This window comes from Aquimarina sp. Aq107 (genome assembly GCF_943733665.1).
GTDB lineage: Bacteria > Bacteroidota > Bacteroidia > Flavobacteriales > Flavobacteriaceae > Aquimarina.
The window spans coordinates 2,613,541-2,636,971 of sequence record NZ_OX030782.1; the positions used below are offsets into that span (position 1 = coordinate 2,613,541).

Annotated in this window: 21 protein-coding genes; 17 read left to right on the top strand and 4 right to left on the bottom strand. The window is 31.0% G+C overall.

All coding sequences use genetic code 11. The features are described from left to right. Nucleotides 1-56 precede the first annotated feature (56 nt). The 5 genes from NMK29_RS11075 to NMK29_RS11095 all read left to right on the top strand — a co-directional run bounded on the left by NMK29_RS11075 (nt 57) and on the right by NMK29_RS11095 (nt 4,640). Complete coding sequence (locus NMK29_RS11075) at nt 57-260, top strand: hypothetical protein (protein WP_159092350.1); 204 nt, start codon at nt 57-59, stop codon at nt 258-260. A 99-nt stretch (nt 261-359) separates the two neighbouring features. Next, nucleotides 360-2,753 (top strand): TonB-dependent receptor, encoded by a 2,394-nt coding sequence (locus tag NMK29_RS11080; RefSeq protein ID WP_108805303.1) that lies wholly within the window; start codon nt 360-362, stop codon nt 2,751-2,753. A gap of 4 nt (nt 2,754-2,757) precedes the next feature. After that, nucleotides 2,758-3,579, top strand: a complete 822-nt coding sequence (locus NMK29_RS11085; RefSeq protein ID WP_108805302.1) for a DUF4249 family protein — start codon at nt 2,758-2,760, stop codon at nt 3,577-3,579. Nucleotides 3,580-3,604: 25 nt separating this feature from the next. Then, nucleotides 3,605-4,417, top strand: coding sequence for an N-acetylmuramic acid 6-phosphate etherase (gene murQ, locus NMK29_RS11090; RefSeq protein ID WP_108805301.1), 813 nt, complete (start codon nt 3,605-3,607; stop codon nt 4,415-4,417). Then, complete coding sequence (locus tag NMK29_RS11095; RefSeq protein ID WP_027393550.1) at nt 4,407-4,640, top strand: DUF6095 family protein; 234 nt, start codon at nt 4,407-4,409, stop codon at nt 4,638-4,640. The genes murQ and NMK29_RS11095 overlap by 11 nt, the downstream gene beginning before the upstream one ends. Nucleotides 4,641-4,678: 38 nt before the next feature. Here NMK29_RS11095 and NMK29_RS11100 read toward each other — a convergent pair whose 3' ends face one another. Together NMK29_RS11100 and NMK29_RS11105 are read right to left on the bottom strand one after the other, a co-directional pair. Beyond that, nucleotides 4,679-5,725 (bottom strand): DUF6340 family protein, encoded by a 1,047-nt coding sequence (locus tag NMK29_RS11100; RefSeq protein ID WP_108805300.1) that lies wholly within the window; start codon nt 5,723-5,725, stop codon nt 4,679-4,681. A 108-nt stretch (nt 5,726-5,833) separates the two neighbouring features. Beyond that, the gene (locus NMK29_RS11105; RefSeq protein ID WP_159092349.1) at nt 5,834-6,253 is read right to left on the bottom strand and encodes a hypothetical protein; all 420 of its coding nucleotides are present in this window, start codon (nt 6,251-6,253) and stop codon (nt 5,834-5,836) included. A gap of 346 nt (nt 6,254-6,599) precedes the next feature. Between NMK29_RS11105 and NMK29_RS11110 the strand changes: the two genes are divergently transcribed. The 6 genes from NMK29_RS11110 (at nt 6,600) to NMK29_RS11135 (ending at nt 16,251) form a co-directional block, all read left to right on the top strand. Beyond that, nucleotides 6,600-8,462 carry a type VI secretion system Vgr family protein gene (locus tag NMK29_RS11110; RefSeq protein ID WP_108805298.1) on the top strand — a complete coding sequence of 621 codons (1,863 nt, stop codon included), beginning with the start codon at nt 6,600-6,602 and terminating at the stop codon, nt 8,460-8,462. A gap of 14 nt (nt 8,463-8,476) precedes the next feature. Then, complete coding sequence (locus NMK29_RS11115) at nt 8,477-9,325, top strand: hypothetical protein (RefSeq protein ID WP_108805297.1); 849 nt, start codon at nt 8,477-8,479, stop codon at nt 9,323-9,325. Nucleotides 9,326-9,328: 3 nt separating this feature from the next. Beyond that, the gene (locus NMK29_RS11120; RefSeq protein WP_108805296.1) at nt 9,329-14,248 is read left to right on the top strand and encodes a DUF6531 domain-containing protein; all 4,920 of its coding nucleotides are present in this window, start codon (nt 9,329-9,331) and stop codon (nt 14,246-14,248) included. Between the two features lie 106 nt (nt 14,249-14,354). Then, complete coding sequence (locus NMK29_RS11125; RefSeq protein ID WP_254097209.1) at nt 14,355-14,843, top strand: imm11 family protein; 489 nt, start codon at nt 14,355-14,357, stop codon at nt 14,841-14,843. Nucleotides 14,844-14,937: 94 nt separating this feature from the next. Then, nucleotides 14,938-15,807 carry a hypothetical protein gene (locus NMK29_RS11130; protein ID WP_108805295.1) on the top strand — a complete coding sequence of 290 codons (870 nt, stop codon included), beginning with the start codon at nt 14,938-14,940 and terminating at the stop codon, nt 15,805-15,807. Between the two features lie 264 nt (nt 15,808-16,071). Continuing rightward, the gene (locus NMK29_RS11135) at nt 16,072-16,251 is read left to right on the top strand and encodes a hypothetical protein (RefSeq protein WP_035085607.1); all 180 of its coding nucleotides are present in this window, start codon (nt 16,072-16,074) and stop codon (nt 16,249-16,251) included. 284 nt (nt 16,252-16,535) lie between these two features. Here the strand turns inward: NMK29_RS11135 and NMK29_RS11140 are convergent, their stop codons facing one another. Next, nucleotides 16,536-18,071 carry a leucine-rich repeat domain-containing protein gene (locus tag NMK29_RS11140; protein ID WP_108805294.1) on the bottom strand — a complete coding sequence of 512 codons (1,536 nt, stop codon included), beginning with the start codon at nt 18,069-18,071 and terminating at the stop codon, nt 16,536-16,538. Between the two features lie 294 nt (nt 18,072-18,365). Here NMK29_RS11140 and NMK29_RS11145 point away from each other — a divergent pair, with 294 nt between their 5' ends. Both NMK29_RS11145 and NMK29_RS11150 read left to right on the top strand, forming a co-directional pair. Continuing rightward, complete coding sequence (locus NMK29_RS11145; protein ID WP_159092348.1) at nt 18,366-18,932, top strand: conjugal transfer protein TraO; 567 nt, start codon at nt 18,366-18,368, stop codon at nt 18,930-18,932. Between the two features lie 45 nt (nt 18,933-18,977). Next, on the top strand, nt 18,978-19,955 hold the full coding sequence (locus NMK29_RS11150; RefSeq protein WP_159092347.1) for a hypothetical protein: 978 nt from the start codon (nt 18,978-18,980) through the stop codon (nt 19,953-19,955). Between the two features lie 77 nt (nt 19,956-20,032). Here NMK29_RS11150 and NMK29_RS11155 read toward each other — a convergent pair whose 3' ends face one another. Beyond that, a complete protein-coding gene (locus NMK29_RS11155; RefSeq protein WP_158594525.1) occupies nt 20,033-20,638 on the bottom strand; it encodes a LytTR family DNA-binding domain-containing protein in 606 nt (201 codons plus the stop codon). 217 nt (nt 20,639-20,855) lie between these two features. On the opposite strand from NMK29_RS11155, the gene NMK29_RS11160 reads away from it, so the two are divergent. From NMK29_RS11160 to NMK29_RS11175, 4 genes are all read left to right on the top strand, one after another. Continuing rightward, the gene (locus NMK29_RS11160; RefSeq protein ID WP_108805290.1) at nt 20,856-22,529 is read left to right on the top strand and encodes a tetratricopeptide repeat protein; all 1,674 of its coding nucleotides are present in this window, start codon (nt 20,856-20,858) and stop codon (nt 22,527-22,529) included. A gap of 112 nt (nt 22,530-22,641) precedes the next feature. Then, on the top strand, nt 22,642-22,863 hold the full coding sequence (locus NMK29_RS11165; protein WP_147404445.1) for a hypothetical protein: 222 nt from the start codon (nt 22,642-22,644) through the stop codon (nt 22,861-22,863). A 32-nt stretch (nt 22,864-22,895) separates the two neighbouring features. Next, nucleotides 22,896-23,108 carry a hypothetical protein gene (locus NMK29_RS11170; RefSeq protein ID WP_108805288.1) on the top strand — a complete coding sequence of 71 codons (213 nt, stop codon included), beginning with the start codon at nt 22,896-22,898 and terminating at the stop codon, nt 23,106-23,108. An 89-nt stretch (nt 23,109-23,197) separates the two neighbouring features. Continuing rightward, nucleotides 23,198-23,419, top strand: coding sequence for a hypothetical protein (locus NMK29_RS11175; RefSeq protein ID WP_108805287.1), 222 nt, complete (start codon nt 23,198-23,200; stop codon nt 23,417-23,419). Nucleotides 23,420-23,431: the final 12 nt, after the last annotated feature.

Here is a 23,431-nt window from a genome sequence, read left to right on the forward strand (position 1 = left end):
ATGTTTTTTTAGGTATAAAAAAATTCTAAACATAATTAGGCACAAAAATTGATACAATGATTTTATATAAGAAAGAAATGTTACCAAGACCCCAAATGAAAAGTAAAGTTATTCTAAGAACCAAAAAAATAGATACTAACTATGTATTTTCAGAAAACAACCAAGTATATCTTAAACGCAAATCAAGTATTAAATCCACAAATAGTAATACTTTATACACCGAAGAATGGTTTCCCATTAGTTTTTGCTGGAAATCTTAACTAGAAGCGACATATTACAATATATTTATATACTCTAAATACGTAACATATTTTAGATTAGAGCGTCTACTCTATAAATGCTACTGAAAAAACTTTCTTTTGAAAAAATATCTCACTCTTAATATATGGCTAGTACTACTATGTTTACTAGCCAATAGTACCTTGATAGCTCAAGAAAAATTCACAATTAACGGTACTATTTCAGAACAATCTAGTAATGAAACACTAATTGGTGTTAATGTACTTTTTCCAGAAATGGGAAAAGGCGTGGTAACCAATGAATATGGATTTTACTCTATCACTTTGCCAGAAGGAACCTATAAACTACAAATCAGCTACCTAGGCTTTAAAGATATTGTACAAGAAATTATACTAAATGAAGATAAAAAACTGAACTTTCAGCTAGCGGAAGCTTCCGAAATGTTGGATGAAATAGTAATAACAGAAAATATTGAAAAAGTAAATATTAAGAATCCTCAGATGAGTCTTAATAAACTAACCGCAGGAACGATCAAACAAATCCCAGTTGTACTAGGTGAAGCAGATGTAATTAAATCGATTGTACTCCTTCCAGGAGTAACTAGTGGTGGTGAAGGTGCTTCTGGTTTTAATGTTCGTGGTGGTGCTGCAGATCAAAACTTGATCTTATTAGATGAGGCTACTATTTTTAATTCATCACATTTATTTGGATTTTTCTCCGTGTTTAATCCAGATGCAATTAAAGATATTAAACTCTATAAAGGAGGAATTCCTGCAAAATATGGAGGACGAGTTTCTTCTGTTTTAGATATTTATCAAAAAGAAGGAAATAGTAAGGAATATCATATTAATGGTGGGCTTGGACTTGTTTCCAGTAGATTATTAGCAGAAGGCCCAATAGTAAAAAATAAAGGAGCTTTCTTAGTTGGAGGAAGAGCATCGTATGCACATCTTTTCTTACCATTAGTAGATGATGGTAACGATAACGTTGCATACTTCTATGACCTCAACACTAAATTAAACTATAAAATAAACGAAAATAATAATCTATTTCTCTCGGGATACTTTGGTAGGGATGTCTTTGCTATAAGTGAAAGTTTTAGAAACACATATGGAAATACAGTTTTAAACCTAAGATGGAATCACTTATTCTCGGATAAACTATTTTCTAATTTATCCTTAATTTATTCAGATTATTTTTATGGATTAGAACTTGACTTTGTTGGCTTTGAATGGGATTCTGGGATCAGAAATTTTAATTTAAAGTATGATTTAAAACATTATTTAAGCGATAATTTTCAACTTAATTATGGAATCAATAATATATACTATCGATTCAATCCTGGTGAGATCAAGCCTAATAGAGATGACTCTGGAATTATCAGAGATAAATTAATTGATAAATACGCTAATGAATTAGGCGTATATATTGATGCAGAACATAAGATCTCTAATAAATTATCATTACAATACGGTATTCGTCTTAGTAACTTCACTAGATTGGGTCAAGATGAATTAAATATTTATGAGGATGACAACCCTCTGTTGTTCAATGAAGAATTACAAATTTATGAAGCTGCAAATCCTATAGGCACAGAAAGAATTAGTAGAAGTGATCAAATTAAAAACTTTACTAATTTAGAACCTCGATTAGCCTTAGCATATATATTTAATGATAATACTTCGATAAAAGCTAGTTATAACAGAATGGCTCAGTATCTACACTTATTATCTAATACTAGTTCCCCTACTCCACTAGATGTATGGACTCCTAGTGGGAAATATGTAAAACCGCAATTACTCAATCAATATGCCTTAGGTTTCTTTAAAAGTATTAAAAATGATGCATACTCTATAGAAACAGAAGTATTCTATAAAGACATCAAAAACAGAATTGATTATATTGATGGTGCAGAACTCATCGCCAATGACGCTATTGAACAAGAAATACTTAATGGTGAGGCTAGAGCTTACGGTTTAGAACTTTTATTAAGAAAAAATGAAGGCAAGTTCAAAGGATGGTTAGCCTACACATTGTCTAAATCAGAACAGCGGACAGTTGGAAGAACTCCTGTCGAAACAGGTATTAATAATAGCCAATGGTATAACACACCTTTTGATAAAACACATGATATTTCTTTTAATGGTAGTTATGAGTTAAACAAAAAATGGAAGTTTAATGCTAATTTTTTATTCCAAACAGGACAACCTACTAATTACCCATCTGGACAGTTTGAGTTTCAAGGGTTGGTAGTACCAATTTATGATGGATTAAGAAATGATCAACGACTTCCATCTTATCATCGAATGGATATTTCTGCTACCTTAACACCACGAAAAAATAAAACTCGTAAATGGCAAGGTGAATGGGTATTTAGTATTTATAACCTATATAATCGCAGAAATGCTGCATCTATCGCCTTTAGTCAAAATACAGAAACTCGCGTAAATGAAGCAGTAAGAACCTCCATATTCGGAATCGTACCAGCTATCACCTATAATTTTAAATTTTAACACAATGAAAAAGTTATTATATATTATAATCGGACTTTCTATAATCACAAGTTGTGAAGATGTTATTGATGTTGATGTTCCTAATGGAGAACCAAAATTAGTTATAGACGCATCTTTTGAAATTTATTTAGATGAAACTCCCGTTGATGCCTTAGGTGGAGTACGACTTACATTATCAGCTCCTTTCTTTAATGATGGTGTTCCTACAGTAAGTAACGCAACGGTATTTATTACCAATCTATCAGACAATTCTATCGTTAATTTTGTAGAATCATTCAATGAACCAGGATTCTTTATTCCAGAAGATTCAAATTTAATACCAGAATTTGATATAGATTACGAACTTACGGTGATCTATGAAGGAGAAACCTATAAAGCTACTACACAATTAATACCGACAGTTGCTATTGATAATGTAGAGCAAGGAGATGGAACTTTATTCGACGGTGATGAAACTGAAGTTATTGTTTTCTTTACTGATGAGGGAAATAGAGAAGATTTCTATCTATTCGATTTTGATTTTAATTTATATCTTCCGAGCGAAGATCGTTTCTATCAAGGTGAATCTTTTAATTTTTCCTATTTCTATGAGGATATGATCGGTGGAGAAGAAGTAACTATAAAAATTCTTGGAATAGACGAACGATACTACAACTATTCTAATATACTAATCGAACAAAGTGAACAAGACGGAGGAAATCCGTTCCAAACACCTCCTGCGCAAATACGAGGAAATATTATAAACACCACGAATCCAGATAATTTTGCGTTAGGATATTTTAATCTATCCGAAGCAAATCGTTTTCAATTTACAATTGAAGAGTGATCAGGAAAATCAGTATTTTTGAAGCATGAGTTTTACCAAAACAACCGAACAGGCTTCCAACTATAACCATCTGGAAAAGATGAGTGTTTCTGATTTGTTATCAAATATCAACAAAGAAGATAAAACAGTACCAAATGCCGTAGAAAATGCTATTCCACAAATTGAAAGTTTAGTTTCTAAAATTGTTGAAAAACTAAAAAATGGAGGAAGACTCTTTTATATGGGAGCTGGAACTAGTGGCCGTTTAGGTATTGTGGATGCTAGTGAGTGCCCTCCTACTTTCGGAGTCTCATATGATTTAGTTATTGGATTAATTGCGGGTGGAGATCCGGCTATCAGAAAGGCCGTGGAATTTGCAGAAGATGATACAGAGCAAGGATGGAAGGATCTAGAAACACATAAAATCTCAGAAAAAGATGTTGTTATTGGTATTGCCGCATCAGGAACTACACCTTATGTAATAGGAGCTTTAGAACAATGTAATGCCTCAAATATTATTACTGGTTGTATTACTTGTAATGCAGGAAGTCCTTTAGCCATAACAGCTCAATATCCGATTGTAGTAACAGTTGGTCCAGAATTTGTAACTGGAAGTTCTAGGATGAAAGCAGGAACTGCTCAAAAATTAGTATTAAACATGATATCTACAGCTACTATGATACAACTAGGAAAAGTAAAAGGTAATAAAATGGTAGACATGCAACTTAGTAATAATAAACTAGTAGATCGTGGAACACGAATGATCATGGATGAGCTAAAAATAGAAAGAACATTAGCTGCAGAATTATTAAAGAAACATGGAACTGTTAGAAACGCAATTGATAATTATGGAGCCTAAAAGAACAGATAAAGAATTATTAGGTAAAGGTATACAGCGTATGGCAATTGCGTTGATTTTTATGTTTATTAGTCCAGTGATTATTCACTCTGCTTTTAAAAACCAAGATCATTCTTATTACTATCCCATATTAATTTTAGGATTAGTTGGCGCTGCATTCGCTATATTCATGGCATTTAGAGGGTTAAAAACTATTATGGATTCTATTTTTGGTAAAAAATAGAATCCATATATAATTATAGTTTAATTATACCAGTAGGGTTAGTAATCCCCTACAATTTTATTATTCTCGATCCTCTCTTTCAGGTCACTAATATATTTTAATGCGTTTTTATTTTCGTAATCTGTATAGGCCTTTGTAGCCCATTCAATAGCCTTGGTATAATCTCCTTTTATTTCATTATAGAAAGCCATATTAAAACAAGCCTGTCCGGCAATTTCTGGATCTGAATTACTAGTTTCTTTTTCCCATAATTCAGCTGCTCCATCCCATTGCCCTGTTTCTACTTTTCGTTTTGCAATTTCAAAATTCGGCGTCGCTTTCACATAATAATCTCTATATACATTATCCCTATAGGGTAATAATCTCAACGCATAATCACTACCAATTTTCTGACTAATTTGTAGGACTGATTGTTTTCTATTCGTAGCAGCCTCAATTGCTTTTATTGGATTTATTCCTTTTCCTATAGATTTCGTTTTCTCATTAACTGATAGTTGATCACTGATTTTTTTTCGAATACGATCGTATATACGCCATCCCGTTTTTATCTTAGTTTCTATATTTACTTGGTGTTCTACACCAGGAAGTTCTAGTCCTAATGGTCCTTCAATCTTCTTGTTTTCGACAGTGTATGAAGCTTTAGCATCAGTATCATATATGGCTAAAGTAAAAATCGCATCTACATTATTCGTTTTACAAAGTTTATCAATTTGGTCCCAACTTATGGGTGATGGAAAAATACCTCCTCCAGGATTTTCTTTTAATGACATCGGTAAGATCGTTACTTCGGTAAACCTAGGATTTTGAAGTAATGCTGTTTTTAAAGAAATAATGGCTTGCTTAGCTCCATCCTCATCGAGTTTTGCTCCTTCAATAGATAATATTTTATCTAATTGATCTAATCCTACATTATCATTAGAAGGTATGCTTCTATTAAGGATTCCTATTTTCTTAACAGATGAATCCAACGTAACAATTGGAGGTTTTATGACTTCTGTCTTCAATGATTTTTTACTTCCACAGCCAACACTAATAAGTAAAACTAAAGTTGAGATAATAATTTTATATGTGAGTATATTTTTCATTTCCAGGTAAATTATGAATTAGACATATAGCATCAATAAGAAATACAAAAAATGGAAAGGATGGTTTTCCCCAAAACCATCCTTTCCCTAAAAATTTTTGAATATCAATTAATTCGGGACAAATGCCCAAGAATTACCACCTACTTGTGCTCCAATAGTTAACTCTTCGTTTTCTATATCTATTCCTGCAGCTGAACCATCAGTACCTACCGTTGCATACGTACCATTTCCACTACCAATAAATCTTAATCCTGTAATTGAAGGAACTCCATCACTGAAACTAATAGTATATGTACTTCCCGAACCAGAAATGGTTGCTGTTCCATCTACTCCGGCTACTATTCCCATGCCATTTGCTGGAGTATAAGTAAGTTCTCCGTCAAATGTAGTAACAAGACTTGCTGGTAAAGTAACAAATTCCTCCGCAGGTGTTCCATCATCATCACTACCACAAGATGAAATGAATAAAACAGATAATACTAATACTACTTTACTTAAGTTTTTCAAAAAATTGTTTTGAGTTTTCATTGCTTTTAATTTTAAATAAATTATTAAACCTGAGGTAAACTTAATTTTATTCTCTCCCAATTAAATTAAGCTGTGGACATTTGAAGAGATTTTGTTGACCAACAGTAAATCTTAAAGGAACATTGTTATCTCACTATATATTTTAAAACTAAGTCTTCAGTATATTCTTTAAAAACCAATTATTCCTTAATCACAAAATGAATAATTCTCGAGTATTTCTTTAAAACCACAAAATTTACTACAAACATCCTGCTTTAGTAACCATTCATCCTCATTTCGAAATTATTCCTCGCTAATAATCTTAAATTAAACTAGTAAACTGGATAATTCCGATATCAATATAATTATGGCAACTGACACACAAGTACAAATATTTATAGATGGTGATCCCATTCCCGCATTTAAAAAACTCTCTCTTTCTCAAGAAATAGATGCACATCATAGTTTTGAATTAATCTGTAGAAAAGATGTATTAGAAGAAGTTACAGATCATATCTCTGGAGAGAGCATTAATTTTTTGGGCGCTATTTTTCTATTAAAAATACAATCCGTTAATGGCTTTTCCGAAAATGAAATATTAGAATTTAAAGGTATTGTCACATCCATTAATACTGTAAAAGGATTCTATCAGAAAACGGGTGATCTCATCCATATAATAGGTAAAAGTTCTAGTATAATTACGGATGATGGTCCTCATTATGCATCTCATCAGGACATAGGAATTTCAGAAATTTTAGAAAAAACGTTTACTGGATATGATAAAGGAATTCTACAGTATAACATTTCTCCAAAAAAAATTACTCCAATACATTATAGTGTTCAAAAAGAAGAAAGTGCTTTCCAATATGCGAGCAGACTAGCCGCACAGTATGGAGAATGGTTTTATTATGATGGATCTAAGTTAGTTTTTGGAAAACCTGAAAACAAAGAACCTATAAAACTTCGATATGGTTATGATCTATTAGAGTTGTCTATGAAATTAGAAGCTATACCTAACAACTTTAAATATTTCACCAATGATTACCTAACAGATAATTTTCACGAAGTAAAAACCGCAGAATTGAATTCTAGTTCTAAAGGTTTTATTTCTACAATTAATCAAAAAAGCAATAAACTATTTCAAAAAGAAACGCAGATTTTTGTGAGTGCTCATGATGATCCACAGATGAAATCACGTATAGATGATCAAATATTACATCAAAAACAAGCTAATGAAGTAAATCAAATAAAAGTCTCCGGAAAAAGTAGTAATCCAAGTATCTCTCTTGGTAGCAAAATATTAATAGATGGAGAAACCTCTTCATATGGAGGCTATAGAATTACCAAAATAACACATAATTGTGGAGAAAATGGCAGATATGAGAATAGTTTTGAAGCTATCACTGCAGAAACCGATGTATATCCAAAAACTTCTATTAAAGCATACCCAAAAAGTAAATCACAGACAGCTGTTGTAGTGGACAACGTGGATCCAGAAGGAATGGGTCGTGTAAAAATACAATATGCTTGGCAAAAAGAAACAGGAGAAACTTCTCCTTGGATTAGACAAGCTAGTCTAGCTGGTGGACCAGGACAAGGAATGTATTTTGTTCCTGAAAAAGGAGATGAAGTAATCGTAGATCACGAAGGCGACAATGCAGAATTACCTATTGTAAAAGGTAGTGTGACCAATGCTTCTTCTGTTCCAGAAAGTTTTAAAAGTGGTAATAATCATCTAAAAGCCATCAAAACAAGAAGTGGTAATCAAGTAACGCTTAATGATGCAGATGGCAGTGTTACCATAGCAGACCCTAGTGGCAATACTATTGTGATGGGTGGTAATGGAGAAATTACTATCAATGCACCTAATAAAATCACCTTCTCCTCTACTGATATTGCTATTGAAGCTAGTAATAATGTTACTGTTAATGCAGGTAGCAATGTTGCCGCTAGTGCTGGAAGTAATTTTAGTGCTAATGCAGCTAGTAATATGAGCTTGGATGGTGGTAGTAATTTTAGTGCTAGTGGAGGCTCCAAAGCTTCTTTAAAAGGGAAAACAACTTCAATTAGTGGTAAACGTGTGTCGATTACTGCATCTGTAATGGCTAATATCCAGGCTGGAGTGGCATTATCCTTAGCGGCGACTGGAATTGGTATTGTAGCAGGTGCTGCTGCTAAAATTTTTGGTATGGACATCAAAATAAAGGGAGGAAAAGTAGAAGTTAATTAAATCACAAAAATCGAATGTTAGTAAAAGAAAAAACACCTTTAATCATACCGTTTTCTTTTGGCATACAGAGATACAAGGTTTCTCTTCAACTATTGTATAAGAAACTGGAACAGTCTGAACACGAAAAACTCTCATTTATTTTGGAAAAAAGATGGATTGAGAAAAATGAAAAAGGTTCAATCTATAGTGTTGAGTTGTTTTTGGACAATTCTGACGAAACAACAAGTACTTATTATAAGGATGTACAAACCGTAGTATTAAAAAAAGTAATACTTCAATTAGACAACCAAAATCAAATAGTAAAGGTATACAATTATGGAGAAATCTGTGAATGTTGGGACGAGAGTAAGAAAGTTTTTTTTAAAAGAAATAAAGAAATGTACTCAATTAAAAGTAAGATGAAAGCAATTGATGACGCACTTAGCGATAGAAAACACTTTTTAAATTATATAATAGATCAAGAGTTATATCAGATCCTATTTCCTGCTGTATGTCAAAAAGAACTTATTTGTAATAAACCTATTTTATCTACAAAGAGATATACGAATTTGTTCAAAGAAACTATTGTACCCATAATAAATTGTTCCGTTTTGGAAAAAACAGATTCCAAAACTAAGAAAGCTTATTTCTATGATATTGAATCCATTGAATCAAAGGAATTTGATGATGAATCGTTAATAAAAGCATACAAGAAAGCTTACAATGTAAGTGATATTCAACTTGATTTCACTACGATAAGAAACTATAGCATAGGACTAGATGGTATTATGCAATCTATACAGAGTATTAAGAACGTAAAAGTATCTGAATTAGAAAATTTCGAACAACTTACGGAAGCTACGTTGTTACCAAAAAACAATTAATCGATGGCCAGGTATTATATAAAAAACGGAGTAGAATTAGAGTGTGACAAGGGGAGCGCGACATCTAACCTTACAGTAACTAGTACCACTAACACAAAGATAAAAGGAGAAAATTGGGCTACAGAAAAAGACAAAGAATTTGGCACCAATTTCAAACCTTTTGGAACCTGTAGTTGTAATAGTGGTGCTCCTTGTGTTGCTAAAACCATAAAATGGATAAACATAGCTGAGAATGAGAGCTCCTCCGGCAAAAAATATATTTTACATGATAGCAAACTACTTTGTTCTCTTGGGGGAGCAATCACTATAAAATTAGAAGAAAAAGGAAATACATCCGACGCAGAAGATCCTAAGGTGCCAAAAGAATCCAATGAAGGTAGCACAAGTAACTCTTCTTCTTCCCCATCAAATGACGATTCCTCATCTCCTGAATCTGCTACACAAACCAATCATGATTCTAGTGATCAAACCGAAGATAAAGAAAACTCTGAAGATTCAAAAAAAACATACACAACTACTAGAAGAGGTAAAAAAATCAACCTATTAGTAGATCCTAAGAAATATAATCAAGAAGAAGGTGTAAAAAATAATAGAACAAGGACTAGAGCTCGAGGTCCATGGAGAAATAATAAAAATGATAATTCTTTTCAAGATAGTGTAGGACAAGAAGCATTAAATATTCTTGGAGATATAGGTCGCAATTTAGTTAATGGAAGGTCATTAAAAGTTTTTGGGAACTATGTTGTGGGGGTAGGAAAAGGGATCAAAGGAGCAGTAGTTGGACTTTATACTGGGGCAGAAACCGCTTTTTTATATGGCCGAAATAGAACAGAATTGTATTTAAGTTCTTTATCGGAAGAAGAGCGGTTTAATCAAGAAATGGCGAATCTTTTGCAAGACCAACAAATTTCGCAATACATAGAAGGTCTACCTGGAAACTATGATGAACTTAGATTATTTATGACAGATAAATTTGAAGAAATTGGAATATCTATCGAAGAGTTCAAAAATCTAAGCGAAGAAGAACAGGGAAAATTAATTGGTCAAGGCGTCGGAGGTTTTGTTGGTGGAGGCGCAGTAGGAGCTGCAGCAAAAAAAGGGACAGGTGCCATGGGAAAAGCCATGAAAGCTTTTAATATCGGAGCAAACCCAAAAGGTTATTTAACCAATCTTTTTAAAAGCAAAGCTATCGAAAATATACCTGGAGGTCCAGAAATGATGGCACTATACAATAAAGTCAACCAAGCAAAAAATTATAAAAACGGTCTAAAAGAATTAAAAAAAATTGCAGCAGCTCCATTAGGGCTGGTACTTAATAAAAAAGCAAGAAAAAAAACACAAGAAGAAATAGATGCGGAAGAGAACAGAGCACGTGAAGCTCATAAAAAGGCGCAAAAAGAAAAGGATAAATTAGAAGCAACTCTTTTAAATCAAAGATTAGAGAAATTAAGGAACCAAGAAAAAGCAGAAGGAAAAACAAAAGAGGCTGCTTCTGCTTTAGTACAATTACAAAAAAGATCTGATCCAGTAGATGTTGTCACAGGTGTTGTAATTTATGATGATATAGATTTCGAAATTCCAGGAATCATACCTATTCGATGGGAGCGTTACTGGTACTCTGATTCTAAGTATATAGGCCCCCTAGGTCATGGTTGTCATCATAAATACGACATTCATATACAAGTAAAAGAAAAACTCATCTTACTTACGTTGTCGGATGGAAGACCCGCTTTTTTTCCTATACTAACCAAAGAAAACAATAGTTCTTATAATGCTAAGGAAAAACTAACACTTACATTAACTAATAATCAAAATTACGAGTTGTTCGATCATACAGCTCAGCTTAATTACACATTTGAAAATAGATCCAATATTTATAGACTTACACAACTATCTAATGTAAAAGGTATTGCTATAGAATTTCAATACTACAATGATCATCTTGATAAAATTATTGACACAGCAGGTAGAGTGATCAAAATTCATTCTAATGAAAAAGGTTTTATTACAAAAATAACCGCCCATCATAAGGAGAATAACCGAACATTAGTACGCTATAATTATAATAAAATGGGCGATATGATAAAAATAACAGATCCCCAAGAAAAATCTGTTACTATAATTTATAAAAACCACCTAATGGTCTCTAAAACACATCGATTAGGAAAAACTTTTAATTGGGAATATGAAAAAATGAAACCTGGAGCACGTTGCACAAGAGCATGGGGTGATAATGGTTTACTAGAGTATACTATTGAATATGGTAAAGAGTATAATAGAGTTATCAATTCGTTAGGGCATACATCTCTTTTTTATCATCAGGGAGGAAATTTAGCTACTAAGATTGTAGATCCGTTAGGAGGAGTAATTATAAGAATGTTGAACAAAAACAATGATGTAGTCAAACTAATCGATGAAGAGGGTAACGAAATAAATTACAAGTACGATGAAAGAGGTAATTTATCAGAAAAGAAATTATCTGATGGTAGTACTGTGGAGTATACTTTTGATAAAAAAAATAAGCTACAATTACTTACAAAACCTGAAGGCGGTGTAGTGGTTAGATCTTATAAAAATGATCAATTGGATTGTATTATTGAGCCTGATGGGATGATGACTACCTTCGAATATAATAAAGAAGGATTGATCTCAAAAATTTATGACAATAGAGATAAAGAAACCCTTTTATTTTATGATAATGAATATAACTTGATTAAAACTCAATTCCCTGACGGAAGTATTTCTACTTGGGAATATGATTGTTGGGGACAATGTATTAAAACTGTAAACCCTGTCAAACAACAACAGGAGTTTTCTTATGATGTCCTTGGTAATATTTCCAAAATAAGATTACCAGATAATACTACTGTAAAACTTGAATATGATAGTTATGGAAGAATAATAAAAGCGATTGATAATAAGCAGATTATTAATTACCAATATACTTTAATGGGGAATCTAAAATCAAGAGAGCAAGATGGAAGAAGGGTGCTTTTTAGATACAACAATGAAGAAGAACTAATAGGAATTATTAATGAACAAAATGAATCTTATAGTTTTACAAGAGATGCTAAAGGTAACATTATAGAAGAAAAAGGCTTTGATAATTTGACTCGAAAATTTATTCGAGATAAAGCAGGTAAGGTGATAAAAGTAGAACGACCTGATAATAATCATAGTATATACAAGTATGATAAAGGAGGTCGCATATCTCGTATAGATTATAAAGATGGTACTTGGGCTACATATAGCTATAATAAGGATGGTTTACTAACAGAAGCTGTAAATCAAAATAGCCACGTAAAATTTACACGCGATCAAGCTGGTAGAATCTTATCTGAAAATCAAGATGGATATACCGTAACTAGTGAATATGGAGAGCTGGGAATACGTACAGCTATTAAAAGTAATCTTGGGGCTGATATCAATTTTGAACACTCCATCATGGGAGAAGTAAACAAAGTCCTTGCAAAAACTGATCAAGTCAAACCTTGGGAAGCTAATTTCTTATACAATAGTTTAGGTATGGAAACCGAAAGGATACTACCAGGTGGTATAACGAGTAGTTGGAATTATGATAGATATGGAAACCCTAAACAACATATTGTAAGGAGTAAAAATAGGGAACAACGTAATCGGACATATGCATGGGATGTAAATTCTAAACTGAAGCAAATTACTAATAATCTCACCCATAAAACTACGCGATTTACTTATGATGTTTTTAATAGTTTAGCTTCCGCGCAGTACGAAGATGGTAGTTATGATTATAAACTACCTGATGAAGTAGGAAACTTATACCGAACAAAGGATAAAAAAAACCGCGAATATGGTAAAAGTGGAAAACTCCTTCGGTCAGGATCTACACATTATCATTATGATAAAGAAGGGAGTTTAATAGAAAAAGATACACCAAAAGGCACTTGGAAATACACTTGGGAAGCTGGAGGAATGCTACAAAGTGTAACCAAACCTGATAAAACAAAAATAGAATTTGAATATGACGCACTAGGTCGTCGTACTAGTAAGATAATTCATAGAGTCCCGAGCGAAGCCGAAGGGCAAAATAGTGTTATTACCCGCTTTGTTTGGGACGGAAATGTACCATTACACGAATGGAAATACAATCTAAAAGATAGACCCAGAACAGTAGTAGATGGGTTAGGAAATATTTCAAAAGACACAAAAGAACCTGTAAAAGATGTAATTACATGGATCTTCAACCAAGGAACTTCTATACCTTCAGCAAAAATAACTTATGAAGACACATATTCTATCATTACAGATTACCTAGGTACTCCTGTGGAAATGTACAACAGTAACGGAGAAAAAACCTGGCAAGCAGAATATGATATGTACGGAAAAGTTCGTAAACTTGTTACAGGTTCCTTGAATGATTGCCCGTTTAGATATCAAGGACAATATGAAGATGTAGAAACTGAACTTTATTATAATAGATTTAGATATTATTCACCTCAAGAAGGACTATATATATCTCAAGATCCTATTAGATTAGCAGGTAATAATCCTAATATTTATGCCTATACTAAGGATAACAATGTATGGATTGATGTATTCGGGTTAGCGGGGGATTATAAAGAAATGCCTGTAGTACCAGGTCATCAAAGACATCACATTATTCCTCAATCAATGAATCATCCACTTTTGAATAGCATTGGTTATGATCCACATCAGAGTAGAAATATTATTCAATTACCAACAACAACTGATATTGATCCAACAAGAGCAGTCCACCGAGGAAAGCACTTCGGTGATTATGACAATATGATTAAGACAAGGCTTGATGTCATTGATAATATGGATGCTAGCAATGAAATAAAAAGAGCCCATACGGATGCTTTAATGGATGAAATAAGGGATGATCTGGAGAATAAACGAATAATATTAAATAAAGCGAAGTAAGTAGATTATGAATTATATTTTATCGACAACTTACAACTCAAATGGGTTAATCAAATATCTAAACCACATTTCTACAGATTATAAATTATTCCTAAGAGGTGTTCATTTGGAAAGAGAAGAAGTTAATTTGAATTTTTCAGTTATAGAGGATATTTCTAAGGAGAAACTTTTAAAGTTCCCTATAATAGAATCATCAGGACCAATATTAATTAATAAAACAATAAAAGAAATTCTTGAAAAAGAGACCTCTTTTGTACAATTTTTCCCAGTTACTTTAAGCATAGGAAATGAATCGATTAGTGATTTTTACGCTATTAATATAATGGCAAAAATAAAATGTATTGATATGAATCTTAGTGAATTTAAACCTATCAATTTTGATGTTAATAACCCTCAATATATGTTTTATTATATTGTTTTGATGGATAATCCATTAAATAATTTAAAGATAACGATCTGTAAAGAGATGAGTAGATATATTGTCATTAATGATGACATTAAAAATAACCTCATAGAAAACAAAATTAGAGGTTTAAAATTTTGTACGTCTATAGACCTAACTCCAAAAGAAAGAACTATTTGCGAAGAAATATAGGAGTAATACTCGAAAAATAAATATCGAGTGGATATCTAACATAGCTGTGTAAAGTTTACAGCTTCGTAGCAGTGCGAATAAGAAAAGAAAAACAATGAAAACCTATTACAACGATACTCTTAGAAAAGTAGCATTCGAAAATAAGTCGATAGGTTTAAAAGATGCTAAGGATTATTTTCTAATATTATCAGATCACTCAACATCATATATAGCCATCATTGATTCGTATGATGATGTTATTATATTCAAATGGTTAGAAAAAGACAAATGGTTGATTGATCATCTTGTCGTACCGGATACCTTGCATAGACAGCGGTATGCTACCAAAGAAAAATGTTTAACTTTTATAGAAAAAATATATCAAGAATACGACATATCTGGTTTTGAAGGCTTCGAGGATGTCCCTATACAAGAATTCACTCTAGACGAAATATTAGAATTTAAAGAAGAGGATCAATATCTACTAAGAGAAGAAGAACCTCCTATGAAAAAGGTGATTATTTCTAAAAAAACAATATCAAAAAAGAAAAAAACCTCTAAACCTTCCATAATCCTCGGAGATATAATAATTCCTAAAGAAGAACCCAGAACCAAATCTATTACTAGGGTTCCTACTAAAAAAAAGAAAAAAACGTCACCTCTTAAACAATTTAAGGAATCTACAAAGGAATTAGAAAAAGAAAAAAAGCAATCTAGCATAGCTAAAACTTCAACTAAACCAATTCCAAAAAAAATAGTTAAAACCAAAGCAGTACAAAATAAAAAGAGTGATACCAGTCTTCTAAATCTTGGAAAAACTACAAAACCTAAAAAAAATAATAAACATTCTTTAGTAATGGGAGAACAACTTGGTAAGGATCGAAAAAAGCATAACCCTCCTACTCCACCCAAAGTAAAAACTAAATCCAATACAGTTGATAAAAATAAACCAGCAAGTAATGACAATAGCCTATTTAGTATCTAAATAGTTTTATATATCCTATTTCAAATTATATTTTTAAAAGCTAATAATAATTCTCTTTTTTTATTCTAAGATTACTTAAAGTTTTCTGATACACTTATCAAACATATAACAACAGTTCTATTCTTTTAGAAAACTCCACATCAGAATGTAATTCATCCACAATTATAGACTTAAAATCCACTGTATAGATATTATCATTTTTCTGATTAATATCTTAAATACACTTATTACATCGTGTAATAAAATAACTTAATATTTTACATTATGATAAATAACTTATCAAACTTAGGAACATCTTTAACTAAAGAACAACAAAAAACAATTAACGGAGGATTATTACCATGTCATAATAATAATGACTGCATCGATCTTACTGCCAGTTATAATTACCAATGTGTTTCTGTTCCTAGTTCGCCATTTGGTAAATTATGTATTTTAAGATAATACCAAATACCAGTATTTCAATAACTTAAATTTTCGCACAATGAAAAAAACATATTAAACTTAGAAGGAGTAAAAATCCTCAACAAAAAAGCTCAGAAGACAGTAAATGGTGGATACGATGGATGCGATTGTGGAGTGGTCACTAATATGCCTTTCTTTTGTCCACATAGAAATTGTAACTAAAAACACTGTTTTTGGATTAAATAGAAATGTAAAACCTCATCAATATAAACATTGATGAGGTTTTTTCTATAATTGATTGATGATATCAAATTAAAAATATACTATTCTAAAACTGTAAGTTCGTATGCAGGCAAATAGGTTTTTACATTACTAAACTCGGTGTTAAATAACCTTACACGATATGTTCTTCCTTCTGGTAAATCTATATTTGGTACCGAAGGTGATATAAGTTCATACGATAAATTATTAGTTCCATTAATGAATTGCTGTGTCGCAGTCTGGTTAACAAGAACCTGATCTGGAGTATCTTCTCTATTTAATACATCTTCAATATTCACTTCATGGATTTCAAAACCTATTTCTCCAAAATCTAAATCAAACGGGCCGTCACCATCAACAAAAACGGGATCAATAACCGCATCCAAAACAACATCTATAAAAAATAGAGAACTAACACCTACTTCTGTGGTATTAAAACCGTATTCAGAACTTACTCTCAGATCTCCACATTCTCCCTCGCTAATAATGATAGCTCCTAGATCTTGTAATTTACAAACCTCCTCAGGAATTTCGTTAAGCATTAAATTTCCAGACACATCCAATATATCCAAAATCGTTAATGCGCCTAGTTCCATAGGGATATCCATAATCTTATTATTACGAAGATTAATTGTTTTTAGATTTACCAACTCACCCATTCTAGCACTAATTGAATTAATATCGTTATTCTCCAAATTTAAATCCGTTAGTTGAGATAACATCCCTATTTCATCAGGAATAATACCGTCTTCATTAGTTAAAAAACCTATATTGTTATTGGATAAATCTAGTTTTTTAAGTGTCGTAGCTTCAGAAATACTACTAGCAAATTTTTGTATTCCTTCACTTCCCGTTATTGTTAATGAATCTAATTTTGTAAAAACCCCAAATCCTTCAGGTATAGTCGTAAGGTTCTTATTATTAATAAGAGAGATGCTTTTCAAGTTTATTAATCTAAAAAAACCTTCAGGTATTTCGAAAAAATTATTATTTGTAAAGTTTAGTTCCTCTAAAAGTGTAAGTTGCCCTATATCGCTAGGAATAACATCTAAAGGAATATCTTCCAAAATCAACTTTTCTAATTGGTTCAAAGATCCTATTCCTTCAATTTCGTTAATTCCTATATGATCTAAGCTAAGCTCCTTTAAATTAGATAAAGAAAATAAACCTGGTAAAAAATCATCTGCTTGTATTGTTAAATTAGTGCTTCCGGATAGTGATAAATTTTCTAGTCTTTTTAAATCAAATAACTCATTTGGAATATTGCTTAACTCATTATTTTTAAGTTTTAAAACTGTTAGATTTTCTAATAAATTAATTGTTGGAGTAAGTACCTTAATCCCTTTGTTTTCTATATCAAGTCCGATAAGTTTATTATTCTCAATAACAAGTCCTTCCCAGTTATTAATATTATCTAAACTATTACTCCAATTAAGAGTGTTATCAGGATTCTCTTCTAATATTTTTAATAACACATTATTTACATCCTCGAAATCATCTTCTATGATAGTTGTAATTAGGTCTGCTTCAATTTCTTTAGTACACGAAATAATTAAACACGTACATATTGCAAAAACTCTCAAATATAAATTTCTCATAAATCAATATTTAGCTTAAAGACTACATCTATTAATACAAATATGTTTGAAAAATTGATCATTTATTTTGGTTAGTGGTCTAATGACACGATTTTGTGGATGAACGATTCTTTTTTTTAAACATAGAAATATCGATATCTAACAGCAAAACATCTAAAACACAAAACCCTAAAAACTATACATTAATCCATAAAATCTAAACCAAAATCCTCAAAACAATACGTGACATTATAATAAGCTTTTAATTCGTTTTTCTGAATGCTTCCCAAAATTTTGAAAAACAAAATAACACGAATGAATAATCAGAGAAAAATTAAGAAACAATTTCTGTATACACTATTATTACCTCTTGTATTATGGTCATATTCAAGTTCATTATCAGCTCAGAGTCATAAAGTAGCTTTTTCTATAAATGGAGGTATTGTCCAAGATGGTTTTAGCGGAATGATTTCGGGAGATTACAAAGTTAATGAGTTTGATTATATCCAATTTAATTTACAAGGTAGTTTTACAACGATAGAACAAAACAATATTGACATTCCTATAAATACATATTCATTTAATACAGGATTCTTTTTTGATATACTTAGGAACAACTCTAGAACATTTGCATTAGGCGGCGGCGGTACTATTGGATATGAAATTATTAACGATGGTGATAATAACATTGGAAACAATCAAATATTAACTGTAGAAACAGAAAATCTCGTCTATGGAGCATATGCAGGTGTAGATGCTGATATTTTTCTTTCACCAGTAATCACTTTAAATATAAAAGTAAATGAAACCTATCATTTTAACAGTGAAATTGGTGAGCTTATTCCATACGCAGGCATAGGAATTAAATTAATCTTGAAATAGGAAAAAAATAATCGTCCTATTTTATAATAAATAAAATATAACATAATGAAAAAACCAGGTCACACCTTATCCATATCCATTAAAAGCTCATTATTGATGTTATCTTTATTGGTCATGCAATCTTTTACAATAAATGCACAGACTAGCACAAAATTACCCGAACAATTAATTACAAAATATACAGGTGTTCTTTCTGCAAACGGAAGAGCAACAATGGTAAACACCGAGGGTACTTGTACTATAAAAACAAAAGGATATAGAACATACGCTTTTTATTTTAGTGATGGAGTTCCTTCTATATCGGGTATAAAGTTTATTAAAAATGATGACACTTATACGTCCACAGTTATTTATAATGGTAAAAACCTAGCTATTACAGTTGATGAAGAAGGAGATCTTGTTATAGGATCTACAGCTGCTAACACAATAGCTTTTTCAGGAAGTATTAACGAAGGTAATAACACATATGATGATACCAATACAATAACTGGTAATAACATTCATTTAAACACTGCAGGATCAAAAATAACGAACAACAATGGTAACTTATCATTAAGCACTGGGAATACAGGGATTTCAATAGCAAATGGAAATGTTTCATTAGAAACCGGAAATGTAAGTATAAATACAAGTTCCAATAAAAATAGTGGTGCTACTAGTTGTATTTTAGAGCATAATCATAGTTATGGGGTACTATTAAACTGTAATTCTTCGGAAATTAGTAACCTTCCTAGAAAAACTATTGGTATCTATAAAGGAAAACTCGAAACTTTCGGTACCGAAACAAGAAAAGGAATATGTACCATCATCGAGACAGGTTGCAAAACATACCGCTTAGACTTTAGTAATGGCATACCTCCCATTCACGATGTCCAATTTGGAAGAAAAAACGATTTTGATGAATATACCTCGGTTATAGTAGAAGGTGAATATTCTTCAGCAATAGAAATTGATATGACATTTAATGACCTAGAAATCGACGGAGAAATTCTACGAGTATCCTTTGATGGAAAGAGAAATTAATAACGAGACTCTTGTTTGTGTATTGAAAAAAGATTCGCCAAATTAAAATCATATGTTTGACGAATCTTTTTATGGAATTATATGATTCTTATTCTTTTATATAGTTCATCTTTATAAGTTCTACCAATTGGAATATGATGATTTTGAATTTCTATAGTTTGATCTTGCTCATAAAACGAATCTATCTTATTCCAATTTACAATATATGATCTATGAGTTTGAACAAAAAAGTTACGGTTTAATGCTTTTAATAAACTAGTTATGGAGTGACGCACTGATAATTTTTTATGATCAGAAGTAATAATAGAACAATAGTTTTTAGAATCTGTATGCGCAAAAATAATAGTATCAATTGCTACCTTAACTAACTTATTCCCACATTTAATAAATAAATGGGTTGACTGTTCCTTTCTCTTTTCTTTTATGAGTCCCGTTTCTTGTGGTTCAGGAAACATTAATGAATTTTTATAAAAAGAGTTTACTTTTTTAGTTAATCCTAAACTTGCGTGTTTGGATTTAATATAAAATCCAATAACAATACCGTCATCAGTATGTTTAATTATCTGTTTTTGTATGGTAAGTGATGCATTGAGATTACTTAGTGATGTGTTTTTTAAATCCTTAAGATCAATATCTAATTCTTTTAAATAAGCATCATCCGACTCTAGGTTATAGGGTTTCATAGTATTTGCTTTTTTGATGTTCACTTTATCAAATCTAATCAGGGTATAGGCTAGAATACAAATACTTATTATTGGCATTTATAAATTAAGAGTTGAAATTTATAAATTTCAACTATCTATAAAACACTATAATTATTTCTTTAGATCACTATTAAATCTTTACATTCGTATGATATAATTTATTATCAAAAAAACACTGTTGAAAAGGGCTCTACTAATGAAGATCAAAAATCTATCTATAATTTATGTAATCATATTGTTATTGACAGGTGAATTTGTGGTTGCACAGGATAATTATATAGAGCTCGTAAATCTTATAAGAAAAGAAAAAGTAGATTCTTTAAAAGTAAAAATTGCCCAAACACATCTTAATAGTGCTATTCGCAAGTCTGACACATTAAATATGGCAAATGCTTACCTATTCTTATCTCTTTATCAGCCTAGTAAGAAGGTTGCCTATATAGATAGTGTTATTAGTATTACCAAAAGTAAAAACTATTTAAGATTCCCATCTGTAAGTTATTTACAAAAAGGTGTAATTAAATATGAGCTAGGACAATATATAGAAGCTCTAGAACTTTATGTAAAAGCATCTGAAGCTGCTAAAAAAAGTGGTAATGATAGAATATATTTGATAGCAAAATTTAATATCGGATTACTAAAAAATATGTCTGGTGATCGAGAAGAAGCACTAACTATTTTTAATGAATATATAAACTTCATAGAACAAAAACCCGAAAATCAAGATCAATTCAATTACAACCGTGTGTTATTTGCACTAGCAGATTCTTATATCCATACCAAAGACTTAGCGCTAGCAAAAACAACTATCGAAAAAGGAATAAAAGAAACCTTAAAAACAAATGATTCTACAGTTTACTCATATATTTTAGTAACATCGGGAATACATCAATATTTGCTAAACAATTATAGTAAAGCAATTGATAGCCTAAAAAAAGGAAAAAAATTGATTACCAAGTTTGATGATTCAGAAACAAGAATTGCAACCTGCGATTACTACATTGGCAGAAGTTATAAGGACTTAGGAAATGAAGAAAAAAGTATTTTTCATTTTAAAAAAGCGGATACGATACTAAGAAAAACAAAAGATGTAATCCCAGATATTATTAATATTTATGATTATTTAAAGGCTTTTGCAAAATCCGAAAACAATTATGAGTTACAACTAGAATATCTTAATACGCAATTAGAACTTGATAGCATTAGACATGCAAATCAAGTAAGCCTAACAAGAAATATTACTAAAAAATATGATGCTGCAGAACTAAAGTCAGAAAAAGAAAAACTCATAAAACAATTTGAAAGAGATACTTTTTTAAAGAATAATACAATTAATTTTTTAATTACATTATCCATAATTTTGGTATTGATTGCTATTTATGGTTTTAGAAAAAGTTATCTAAACAAAATACGCTTTCAGAAATTATTAAAAGAACAAAAGCAACCTAAAGTAGATCAATCAGAGATTATTAAAAATGTCAATGAAGAATTAACTAAAAAACCTGACATAGATATTCCTACTGATGTAATAGAAACAATTTTAAAAAAGCTTCATGATTTTGAAGATAAAAAACAATTTGCAAAAAAGCATTATACACTCAATTCTTTAGCGAAAGAACTACAAACCAATAGTGCATATTTATCAAAAATCATCAATGTCTATAAAAATGTAAATTTTGCAAATTACCTGAATAATTTAAGAATTGATTTTGCAGTTGATCAACTTAGTTCTAATAAGTCATTACGATCGTATACAATACAGGCTATTGCAGAAGAAGTTGGTTTTAAAAATGCGCAATCATTTTCTTCTGCTTTTCATAAAAAAACAGGCATATACCCATCCTATTTCATAAAACACATAAAACCTTAATATTCAGCACCAAAAATACTTTTTGTTATCTTGAAATTTATAAATTTCAAGAATATTTACGTGTATTATTATGACTAAAATTGTAGATTGTGAAAACACAAATCGAAACAATATGAAAAGGGGAAAACTTAAAAAATTGAGTTTGGATAAAGTCAAAATTGCTCAATTAAATAATACACATGCAATTTGGGGTGGTTCTATACCTACAACTTCAACTGAAATTCCAACTATTACAGAACTTACAGGAACTCATACTAAAACATGTGATGATATTGGCACACATACTTCTACTAAAACGGGTGCTGGGAGTAGTATTTCTATCTGTATGGAATGAAATTTTTATATCTACACTACAAAACATGTACTATGAAAAAAAGAAATAAATTAAGCTTAGACAAAATTAAAATAGCTAAACTGAATAACCTACGATCTATTGTTGGAGGATCATTCTACGATATACAAGATGGTACGGTACTTATAGATCCAAATGATTTACTCACAGTTGGAGATACAAAAACAACTTCTACAAAAACAGGTGCTGGTAGTATCGGTACTACTGCAACTGACACTAATATTTAAATAAAATTTAGAAGTTTTTTAATAATAAATATAAAATATCAGTATCCGTTGATTTGGATAATATAGTAATACTTTAACTTTTTTGAAAAATGAAAAATAGTCAAAGAAAAAAAATAAGTCTAGATAAAATAAAAATAGCTAGATTGGATCATCTTGATAAATTTAATGGAGGATCACAAGACACTACAGATCAAGTTACCAATATAGTCAATTGTTTTACAAAACTAACCATTTGTAAAACTCAGGGGGATTGTAATGTTTCTACTAAAACTATTGCTTTAAGTGGTGATATTCATTGTTTAACAATTTAACTAAGAAGAAAA

Excerpts from the sequence above, each read along its gene's own strand:
- NMK29_RS11140 (WP_108805294.1), bottom strand. The coding sequence starts at position 18,071 with ATGAGAAATTTATATTTGAGAGTTTTTGCAATATGTACGTGTTTAATT.
- NMK29_RS11085 (WP_108805302.1), top strand. The coding sequence starts at position 2,758 with ATGAAAAAGTTATTATATATTATAATCGGACTTTCTATAATCACAAGT.
- NMK29_RS11115 (WP_108805297.1), top strand. The coding sequence starts at position 8,477 with ATGTTAGTAAAAGAAAAAACACCTTTAATCATACCGTTTTCTTTTGGC.
- NMK29_RS11110 (WP_108805298.1), top strand. The coding sequence starts at position 6,600 with ATGGCAACTGACACACAAGTACAAATATTTATAGATGGTGATCCCATT.
- NMK29_RS11095 (WP_027393550.1), top strand. The coding sequence starts at position 4,407 with ATGGAGCCTAAAAGAACAGATAAAGAATTATTAGGTAAAGGTATACAG.
- NMK29_RS11160 (WP_108805290.1), top strand. The coding sequence starts at position 20,856 with ATGAAGATCAAAAATCTATCTATAATTTATGTAATCATATTGTTATTG.
- NMK29_RS11150 (WP_159092347.1), top strand. The coding sequence starts at position 18,978 with ATGAAAAAACCAGGTCACACCTTATCCATATCCATTAAAAGCTCATTA.
- murQ (WP_108805301.1), top strand. The coding sequence starts at position 3,605 with ATGAGTTTTACCAAAACAACCGAACAGGCTTCCAACTATAACCATCTG.
- NMK29_RS11100 (WP_108805300.1), bottom strand. The coding sequence starts at position 5,725 with ATGAAAAATATACTCACATATAAAATTATTATCTCAACTTTAGTTTTA.
- NMK29_RS11175 (WP_108805287.1), top strand. The coding sequence starts at position 23,198 with ATGAAAAATAGTCAAAGAAAAAAAATAAGTCTAGATAAAATAAAAATA.
- NMK29_RS11145 (WP_159092348.1), top strand. The coding sequence starts at position 18,366 with ATGAATAATCAGAGAAAAATTAAGAAACAATTTCTGTATACACTATTA.
- NMK29_RS11120 (WP_108805296.1), top strand. The coding sequence starts at position 9,329 with ATGGCCAGGTATTATATAAAAAACGGAGTAGAATTAGAGTGTGACAAG.
- NMK29_RS11170 (WP_108805288.1), top strand. The coding sequence starts at position 22,896 with ATGAAAAAAAGAAATAAATTAAGCTTAGACAAAATTAAAATAGCTAAA.
- NMK29_RS11165 (WP_147404445.1), top strand. The coding sequence starts at position 22,642 with ATGAAAAGGGGAAAACTTAAAAAATTGAGTTTGGATAAAGTCAAAATT.
- NMK29_RS11105 (WP_159092349.1), bottom strand. The coding sequence starts at position 6,253 with ATGAAAACTCAAAACAATTTTTTGAAAAACTTAAGTAAAGTAGTATTA.
- NMK29_RS11130 (WP_108805295.1), top strand. The coding sequence starts at position 14,938 with ATGAAAACCTATTACAACGATACTCTTAGAAAAGTAGCATTCGAAAAT.
- NMK29_RS11155 (WP_158594525.1), bottom strand. The coding sequence starts at position 20,638 with ATGAAACCCTATAACCTAGAGTCGGATGATGCTTATTTAAAAGAATTA.
- NMK29_RS11135 (WP_035085607.1), top strand. The coding sequence starts at position 16,072 with ATGATAAATAACTTATCAAACTTAGGAACATCTTTAACTAAAGAACAA.
- NMK29_RS11075 (WP_159092350.1), top strand. The coding sequence starts at position 57 with ATGATTTTATATAAGAAAGAAATGTTACCAAGACCCCAAATGAAAAGT.